The 7,025-nt window shown below is 69.9% G+C and carries 9 protein-coding genes and 1 tRNA gene; 6 read left to right on the top strand and 4 right to left on the bottom strand.

Features of this window, described 5'->3' with window-relative positions; genetic code table 11:
• The 6 genes from ACY35P_RS06595 to ACY35P_RS06570 form a co-directional block, all read left to right on the top strand.
• Positions 1-496: autotransporter domain-containing protein (locus ACY35P_RS06595; RefSeq protein ID WP_462115038.1), on the top strand; the 496-nt coding region annotated here is incomplete at its 5' end.
• A gap of 55 nt (positions 497-551) precedes the next feature.
• A tRNA-Gly gene (locus ACY35P_RS06590) sits at positions 552-625 on the top strand.
• Between the two features lie 62 nt (positions 626-687).
• Entirely contained in the window at positions 688-1,164 is a 477-nt protein-coding gene (locus ACY35P_RS06585; protein ID WP_462115037.1) for an ATP-dependent zinc protease family protein, read from the top strand.
• Complete coding sequence (gene rimK / locus ACY35P_RS06580; RefSeq protein ID WP_462115036.1) at positions 1,161-2,069, top strand: 30S ribosomal protein S6--L-glutamate ligase; 909 nt, start codon at positions 1,161-1,163, stop codon at positions 2,067-2,069. Before ACY35P_RS06585 ends, rimK begins: the two co-directional genes overlap by 4 nt.
• A gap of 305 nt (positions 2,070-2,374) precedes the next feature.
• Positions 2,375-3,061 (top strand): response regulator transcription factor, encoded by a 687-nt coding sequence (locus ACY35P_RS06575; protein WP_462115035.1) that lies wholly within the window; start codon positions 2,375-2,377, stop codon positions 3,059-3,061.
• An 89-nt stretch (positions 3,062-3,150) separates the two neighbouring features.
• Positions 3,151-4,473 carry a sensor histidine kinase gene (locus tag ACY35P_RS06570; protein WP_462115034.1) on the top strand — a complete coding sequence of 441 codons (1,323 nt, stop codon included), beginning with the start codon at positions 3,151-3,153 and terminating at the stop codon, positions 4,471-4,473.
• A 3-nt stretch (positions 4,474-4,476) separates the two neighbouring features.
• Here the strand turns inward: ACY35P_RS06570 and ACY35P_RS06565 are convergent, their stop codons facing one another.
• Genes ACY35P_RS06565 through ACY35P_RS06550 form a run of 4 tightly spaced genes read right to left on the bottom strand, consistent with a single transcriptional unit; the run spans position 4,477 to position 7,014 of the window.
• On the bottom strand, positions 4,477-4,767 hold the full coding sequence (locus tag ACY35P_RS06565; RefSeq protein WP_462115033.1) for a hypothetical protein: 291 nt from the start codon (positions 4,765-4,767) through the stop codon (positions 4,477-4,479).
• Positions 4,767-5,684, bottom strand: coding sequence for a branched-chain amino acid transaminase (locus tag ACY35P_RS06560; protein ID WP_462115032.1), 918 nt, complete (start codon positions 5,682-5,684; stop codon positions 4,767-4,769). The genes ACY35P_RS06565 and ACY35P_RS06560 overlap by 1 nt, the downstream gene beginning before the upstream one ends.
• A 58-nt stretch (positions 5,685-5,742) precedes the next feature.
• Positions 5,743-6,336: a hypothetical protein gene (locus tag ACY35P_RS06555; protein ID WP_462115031.1), complete on the bottom strand. Its 594-nt coding sequence runs from the start codon at positions 6,334-6,336 to the stop codon at positions 5,743-5,745.
• Positions 6,337-6,381: 45 nt separating this feature from the next.
• Positions 6,382-7,014 (bottom strand): hypothetical protein, encoded by a 633-nt coding sequence (locus tag ACY35P_RS06550; protein ID WP_462115030.1) that lies wholly within the window; start codon positions 7,012-7,014, stop codon positions 6,382-6,384.
• Between the last annotated feature and the right edge of the window lie 11 nt (positions 7,015-7,025).

Here is a 7,025-nt window from a genome sequence, read left to right as displayed (position 1 = left end):
CCACCACGGCGAGACCGACGGCAACGTGCTGACGGTCGGTGCCGAGGGCGGCTGGGAGTTCGGTCATGGCGCGCTGAAGCACGGCCCGGTCGTGGGCGTGCTGTCGCAGCGCATCGACATCGATGGCTTCGCCGAGGACCAGGGCACGCTGTCGACCGCGCTGGCCTACCCGGACCAGAACTTCGATTCGCTGATCGGCAAGCTCGGCTGGCAGGCGCGCGTCGACGGCGGCACCGTCACCCCGTACGCCCGCGTCACGATCGACCGCGAGTTCGAGGACCAGCCGGAGCAGGCGTTCGCGCGCTCGCAGACGCTGTCGGCGACCGGCGACTACGCGGTGCCGGGCGTGCAGTTCGACGACACCTACGCCACGCTGCAGTTCGGCGCGCGCACCACGCTGTTCGGCCTGAACGCGGACGTGGGCGCCAGCCTCACGAACGCGCAGAAGGGCGGCAACGATGCGACGGTCTACGTCACGGTCGGCAGCGGCTTCTGACCGGACGCCGCGCGCGTTGCCAACAGGCGCGCGCGCGGCCTAGACTTGTGCCGACGCGGGTGTAGTTCAATGGTAGAACTGCAGCTTCCCAAGCTGCTAGCGTGGGTTCGATTCCCATCACCCGCTCCACAAAATCGAAACGGCGACCGGTCACACTGGTCGCCGTTTCCTTTTCCAGAGCCGGGGAATCCTTGAACCCCACGTCGCCCCTCCTCGCGGTCGGCTGGCGCGAGTGCGCCTCGCTGCCCGGCCTCGGGCTCGCCGCGGTCCGCGCGAAGATCGACACCGGCGCGCGCACGTCCGCGTTGCACGTCGACGAACAGTGGCGCTTCACCGAACAGGGCGCGCCCTGGGTCGGCTTCCGGCTCACCCCGGGGGGCGGCAAGCGCGTCGGTTCGCGCGTGGTCGAGCTCGCCGCCCCGGTGCACGACGAGCGCGAAGTCGTGGACTCCGGTGGCCATCGCACCGCCCGCATCTTCCTGCGGACGCGACTCGGGCTCGCGGGCATCGAGCGCGAGATCGAGGTCAACCTCGCCGACCGCCGCGGCATGCGCTTCGCGCTGCTCGTCGGCCGCACCGCGATCGCGGGCGCATTCACCGTCGATCCGTCACGATCGTTCCTGCACGGACGCGCCACGCGTTCGTCTATCCGGACCCCCACCGCATGAAGCTCGCGATCCTCTCGCGCAACAGTTCGCTGTACTCCACCCGTCGCCTGGTCGAGGCCGCGCGCGAGCAGGGCCACACGGTCCGCGTGCTGGATCCGCTGCGCTGCTACATGCGCATCGCCTGCGGCGATTTCGCGATGCACTACAAGGGCAAGCCGCTGACCGGCTTCGACGCCGTGGTGCCACGCATCGGTGCGTCGGTCACGCGCTACGGCACCGCGGTGCTGCGGCAGTTCGAGCTGATGGGCACCTGCACGCCGAATCCGTCGGACGCGATCCTCAAGGCGCGCGACAAGCTGCGCGCGCACCAGCTGCTGGCGGCCGAGGGCATCCACATGCCGGTGACCGTGTTCGGCGACAACCCGGACGACACCGGCGACCTGCTGAACCTGCTCGGCCCGCCACCGCACGTGATCAAGCTCACCGAGAGCTCGCAGGGCACCGGGGTGATCCTCGCCGAGAAGATCTCCGCGTCCCGCGGCATCACCGAGGCGCTCCGCGGCCTGTACGCCAACTTCCTCGTGCAGGAGTTCGTCGCCGAGGCCAAGGGGGCCGACGTGCGCTGCTTCGTGGTGGGCGACCAGGTGATCGCGGCGATGCGGCGGCAGGCGCCCGCCGGCGAGTTCCGGTCGAACCTGCACCGCGGGGGCACCGCGGTCGGGGTCAAGCCGAGCGCGGCCGAGCGCGAGGTGGCCGTCCGGGCCACGCAGGTCCTGGGCCTGGGAATCGCCGGCGTCGACCTGATCCGGTCGGACCGCGGGCCGCTGGTCCTCGAGGTGAACGCCTCGCCCGGGCTGGAGGGGATCGAAAGTGCCTCGAAAAAGGACGTTGCGGGTGAAATCGTGCGCTTTGTTGCGCAGGGATGCCCGCCCCCCAAGCCCGTCCGGCGCGCCCGTCGGAAATAACGGATTCCTAACGAAAAAACCCGCCGGCCCTTAACCATCGTTTAAGGGTTTCGGGCGTAGCGTGCCCGTTCCGCAGCTCATCCCGGGGTGGCTCCTCGGCGGGCCGCGGTAATCGGGGTAACACCTTTTTGCCCGGGCCTCGTGTCCGGGCACTTTTTTTGGCGCCGCCGGTCGGAAGTGAAGACGGCGCATGAACGGCCGTCTGACACAATCGGACGATGCACATGCGAACCCCCGACGCCCGCCCCGCACAGCCGACGAACGCCGCCATCGCGGGTGCCCGGCTCCAGCCCCAGGAAACCTCCATGCGAATCCTTGTCATCGAGGACAATCCCGACATCGCCGCCAACCTCGGCGACTTCCTCGAAGACCGCGGCCACACCGTCGATTTCGCCGCCGACGGCATCACCGGCCTCCACCTCGCGGTGGTCCACGACTTCGACGCCATCGTGCTCGACCTCAACCTGCCGGGCCTCGACGGCCTGGAGGTCTGCCGCAAGCTGCGCAACGAAGCGCGCAAGCAGACGCCGGTGCTGATGCTCACCGCGCGCGACAGCCTCGACAACAAGCTCGCCGGCTTCGACTCGGGCGCCGACGACTACCTCATCAAGCCGTTCGCGCTGCAGGAAGTCGAAGTGCGCCTCGCCGCGCTCTCCCGCCGCGGCCGCGGCGTGCAGACCCGCGTGCTCAACACGGCCGATCTCGAATACAACCTCGACACGCTCGAGGTGCGCCGCGGCGGCAAGCTGCTGCAGCTCAATCCGACCGCGCTGAAGATCCTGCAGGCGCTGATGGAGGCATCGCCCGCCGTGGTGACGCGACAGGAACTGGAGACGCGCGTCTGGGGCGAGGAGCTGCCGGATTCCGACAGCCTGCGCGTGCACATCCACGGCCTGCGCTCCGTGGTCGACAAGCCGTTCGGGGTGCCGCTGATCCAGACGCGCCACGGCATCGGCTACCGCATCGCGGCGCCCGAGGGCGTCACCGTCTGAGCCCGCGCCCAAGGCGCGTATCGCGCGGCCGCCTCGTGGCGGCCGTCGCGACCGCCTAGACTGGCCGCTTCCGTTCCACCACGACGACGATGGCCACAGCCAGCCCGTCCGCGCGCCCGCGCGGCCGCACCCGCTATCGCAGGCGACTGCGCAGCCGAATCATCCTCGGCTACGTGCTGCTGGGCTTCAGCCTGACGCTCCTGCTGGCGTTCGCGACCAACTGGGTGCGCGACAAGGTCGAGGACGAACTCGTCACCGACGTGATGAATCGCAACATCGACGAGGTGGCACGGCAGTACGCGCGCAACCCGACCGAAGAGCCGGCGATTCCGGTGCAGCAGTTCCTCGCGCGCGTCGTGACGCCCGACAAGTTCGACAAGCTGCGCGAGCAACGGCCGGAATGGTACGAACTCGGCGACGGCATCCACACGGTGCGAGGCGAGAACGACGACGGCACGCCATTCGCCTATCGGCTCGCCGTGCGCAAGACGAAGGACGCCTGGTTCTTCCTCGCCTACGACCTCAGCGAATCCGATCGCGGCAAGGGACGCTTCAACCAGCTGCTCGTCATCGTGATCGTCTTCTGCACGGTGCTGTCGTTCCTGCTCGGCTGGTGGTCGGCCGCCCGCGTCATGAGCCCGGTGCTGGAACTCGCCCGCCGGCTCAAACGGTCCCACACCGGACTCACCGAAGCGCTCGCCAACGACTTCGCCGACGACGAGGTCGGCCAGCTCGCGTCCGCACTCGACGATTACTCCGCGCGCCTCACCTACGTCGTGCAGCGCGACCGTGAGTTCAACGCGGACGTGAGCCACGAACTGCGCACACCGCTCGCGGTGATCCGCGGGGCGATCGAACTGCTGCTCGCGCGTCCCGACACCGACGAGAAGACCCGCAACCGCCTGATGCGCATCCAGCGCGCCGAGCAGCAGTGCACCGACCTCATCAGCGCGCTGCTGCTGCTCTCGCGCAACGAGCGCGGGCAGGGCACCACGGACGTGGTGCGCGTGATCGACCAGACGCTCGACGCGCACCGCGCGCAGCTCGGGGGCAAGCCCGTCGTGCTTCGGCGCGAGGACGGGCGCGGCCTCGTCGTCGATGCGCCCGAGGCGGCGGTCACCGTCGCGCTGAACAACCTCATCGGCAACGCGGTGAAGTACACGGCCGAGGGCGAGGTGCTCGTGCGCGTGCATCCACGATCGGTGGAAGTGATCGATTCGGGGCCGGGGCTGAGTCCGGAGGACGCCGCGCGCCTGTTCGAGCGCGGCTACCGCGGCACGCATGCCGGCCATTCGCAGGGCGGCGGCATCGGCCTGTCGATCGTGCGCCGCCTGTGCGAACTCTACGGCTGGGAAGTGCAGGTCAAGCCGGGCGTGGAGCGCGGCGTGGTGGCCACGCTCACGTTCGGCTAGGGCTCAGAAGAAGCGCATCACAATCGCGGCGAACACGAGCACGATGCCGGGGACCGACAGCAGTCGCAGCCGGCGCAGCCGCGCCGGTGCGTCCGCCGCATTCGCGCCCGTCCATGCGGCGGGCGACATCAGCACGAAACCGATGCCGGCCACGAGATCCCGCGTCTCCGTCCGGCCGGAGTACAGCCAATCGGCGAGACGCAGGACGCCGACCAGCATGAACAGCCCACCGAGCACCCGCGAGATCGTCGTGGGGCGGTAGCGCTCATCATGCAGAGACGTCGTGGTTTCCATCAGCCGTCCAGCGGCTCGAGCCAGCCGTAGCGATCCGGCGTGGTGCCGTCGAACAGCCCGAAGAACATCGACTGGATGCGACGCGTCAGCGGGCCGGCGGCGCCGCTGCCGACCTGGCGGCCGTCGACCGAGCGGATCGGGGTGATCTCGGCCGCGGTGCCGCACATGAAGAGCTCGTCGCAGAGATAGAGGTATTCGCGCGGCAGGTCGCGCTCGACCACCGGGATGCCCGCGTCGCGCGCTAGGGTGATGATCGTATTGCGCGTGATGCCGTTGAGCAGGGCGGCGCTGACCGGCGTGGTGTGCAGGGCGCCGTCGAAGACGAGGAACAGGTTCTCGCCGGCACCTTCGCTGAGCAGGCCGGTGGAGGCGAGCGCGATGCCTTCCCCGAAGCCGAGTCGACGCGCCTCGCGCGCGACCAGCTGGCCCGACAGGTAATTGCCGCCCGCCTTGGCGCCGGCCGGGATGGTGTTCGGCGCGAACCGCTGCCAGCTGGAGACGCAGGCATCGATGCCGTTCTCGAGGACGCCTTCACCGAGATAGGGGCCCATCGCCCACGTCGCGACGGCGACGTCGGTCGGGGTGTCGGCCGACAGCCCGAAGCCGCCGAGGCCGCGGTACGCGACGGGGCGCAGGTAGGCCTGCTCGAGGCCGTTCTTGAGCACCACTTCGCGGCAGGCGGCGTTGATCTGCTCGACCGAATACGGCATCGGCATGTCGTAGATCTTCGCCGAGGCATGCAGGCGACGGTTGTGCTCGGTCAGGCGGAAGATCGCCGGCCCGTTGGGCGTGCGATAGCAGCGGATGCCCTCGAACACCGACGAGCCGTAATGCAGCGCATGCGACATGACATGGGTGGTGGCCTCGGCCCAGGGCTTGATCGAGCCGTTGTGCCAGATCCATTCGGGGTAGTGCATGCGCGACGTCCGGAGAGGGAAAGCGGCGCGCATTCTCCCATGAGGCGGCCGTGGGCCGTCAGTCCGCCGGCGTAGGGACGCCGGTCGCGTCGTCGGTGGACGGCGACGGCGGCCGGCGCGCGCCGCCCTCGACGATCCACCAGCAGTCGAGATGACGCCGAAGCCCGAAGACGGTCCGGATGGGTGTGCTCCCCCGCGCCGACGTCTGGTCGAGGCGCAGGCCGACCGGCGGACGCGGCGGATCGGGCGGGCCGTACCCGTCGCCGCCGGTCCAGACCGGCTGAAGGTCGACCAACGGCCGGTCCACGACGAGCTGCAACCGGTCCATCAGCGCATAACCCTGCCGCGTGCCGATGCCTGCCCACAGGTAGACCGACGCGAGCCGGTTGACGTCATGCGCGCCGACGGCGGAGGAGACTTCCCAGGCGAGGTCACGCAGCGTGCGCGGGCAGGCGGCGCGATAGGTGCGCAGCTGCGGCACCGCACCCGAGCGCGGCGGGACGAACTCGCGGCCGCCGATCTCGTCGCAGCGGCGGTCCGTGTACACCTCGGTGCCGTCGGCGGCCACGCATCGGCGCACGTCGGCAAACGCCGCGCCCGGCAGCGCGAGCGCGAGCGCGAGCAGAGCGACGAGGCGGAAGCGGCGCGACATGCGCGCATCCTAAGCTCCCGCGAGCGCCGCGCGCAGCCGCGCGGATCAGAATCGGACGAAGTAGCAGCCCGCGTAACGCTCCACGTTCAGTTCGAGCGACTGTGCGCCGTCACCGGCCAGCGCCAGCTGCAGGATGCCGGCGCCGCCATCGTCCGGGTAACCGTCCCCGGCCGATGCGACCTGCGTGCTGAATCCGATCTGCGCATCGTAGTAGCGCGCACTCGCGCCCTCTGCCTTCGCGAGGGCTTCCAGCCGCTTCATCAGCGGCGTCGCCTGCTTCTGCGTGATGCCGACCCAGTGCCAGCTCTCGGCGAGGCGGTTGACGTCGTGCAGTGCGATCGAGCCCTGCAGGTCCATCGCCAGCTGCGTCGGCGACTGTGCGCAGCCCGCGAGCAGCGAGCGGCGGCTCGCGGTGCCGGTCGGGATCATCGCGTCCGCGGCGACGTTGTCCCGGATCACTGGCTCGCGCGAGGCCTCGCTCGCGAGGCGCATTCCGAGTTCCGAGGACATCGCTTCGGGCTTCGCATTGAAGGCGAGGCACGGCTTGTCGGTGTAGACGGCGGTGCCGTCCGGTGCGCGGCAGCGCTGGATCCCGCCGAAGCCCGCGTGCGCATCCGGCGACGCCGGCAGCGCGAGCCCGAGGCCGAGCGCCAGCGTGAGGACGGTGATGGATTTCATGGCACGCACCT

The sequence above is a fragment of the Lysobacter xanthus genome, from assembly GCF_047159895.1.
Note: the sequence above shows the minus strand (reverse complement) of the source record. Positions and strands in the feature narration are given on the sequence as shown.

Coding starts and splice junctions, on each gene's coding strand:
- rimK (WP_462115036.1), top strand. CDS start 1,161: ATGAAGCTCGCGATCCTCTCGCGCAACAGTTCGCTGTACTCCACCCGT.
- ACY35P_RS06575 (WP_462115035.1), top strand. CDS start 2,375: ATGCGAATCCTTGTCATCGAGGACAATCCCGACATCGCCGCCAACCTC.
- ACY35P_RS06570 (WP_462115034.1), top strand. CDS start 3,151: ATGGCCACAGCCAGCCCGTCCGCGCGCCCGCGCGGCCGCACCCGCTAT.
- ACY35P_RS06565 (WP_462115033.1), bottom strand. CDS start 4,767: ATGGAAACCACGACGTCTCTGCATGATGAGCGCTACCGCCCCACGACG.
- ACY35P_RS06560 (WP_462115032.1), bottom strand. CDS start 5,684: ATGCACTACCCCGAATGGATCTGGCACAACGGCTCGATCAAGCCCTGG.
- ACY35P_RS06555 (WP_462115031.1), bottom strand. CDS start 6,336: ATGTCGCGCCGCTTCCGCCTCGTCGCTCTGCTCGCGCTCGCGCTCGCG.
- ACY35P_RS06550 (WP_462115030.1), bottom strand. CDS start 7,014: ATGAAATCCATCACCGTCCTCACGCTGGCGCTCGGCCTCGGGCTCGCG.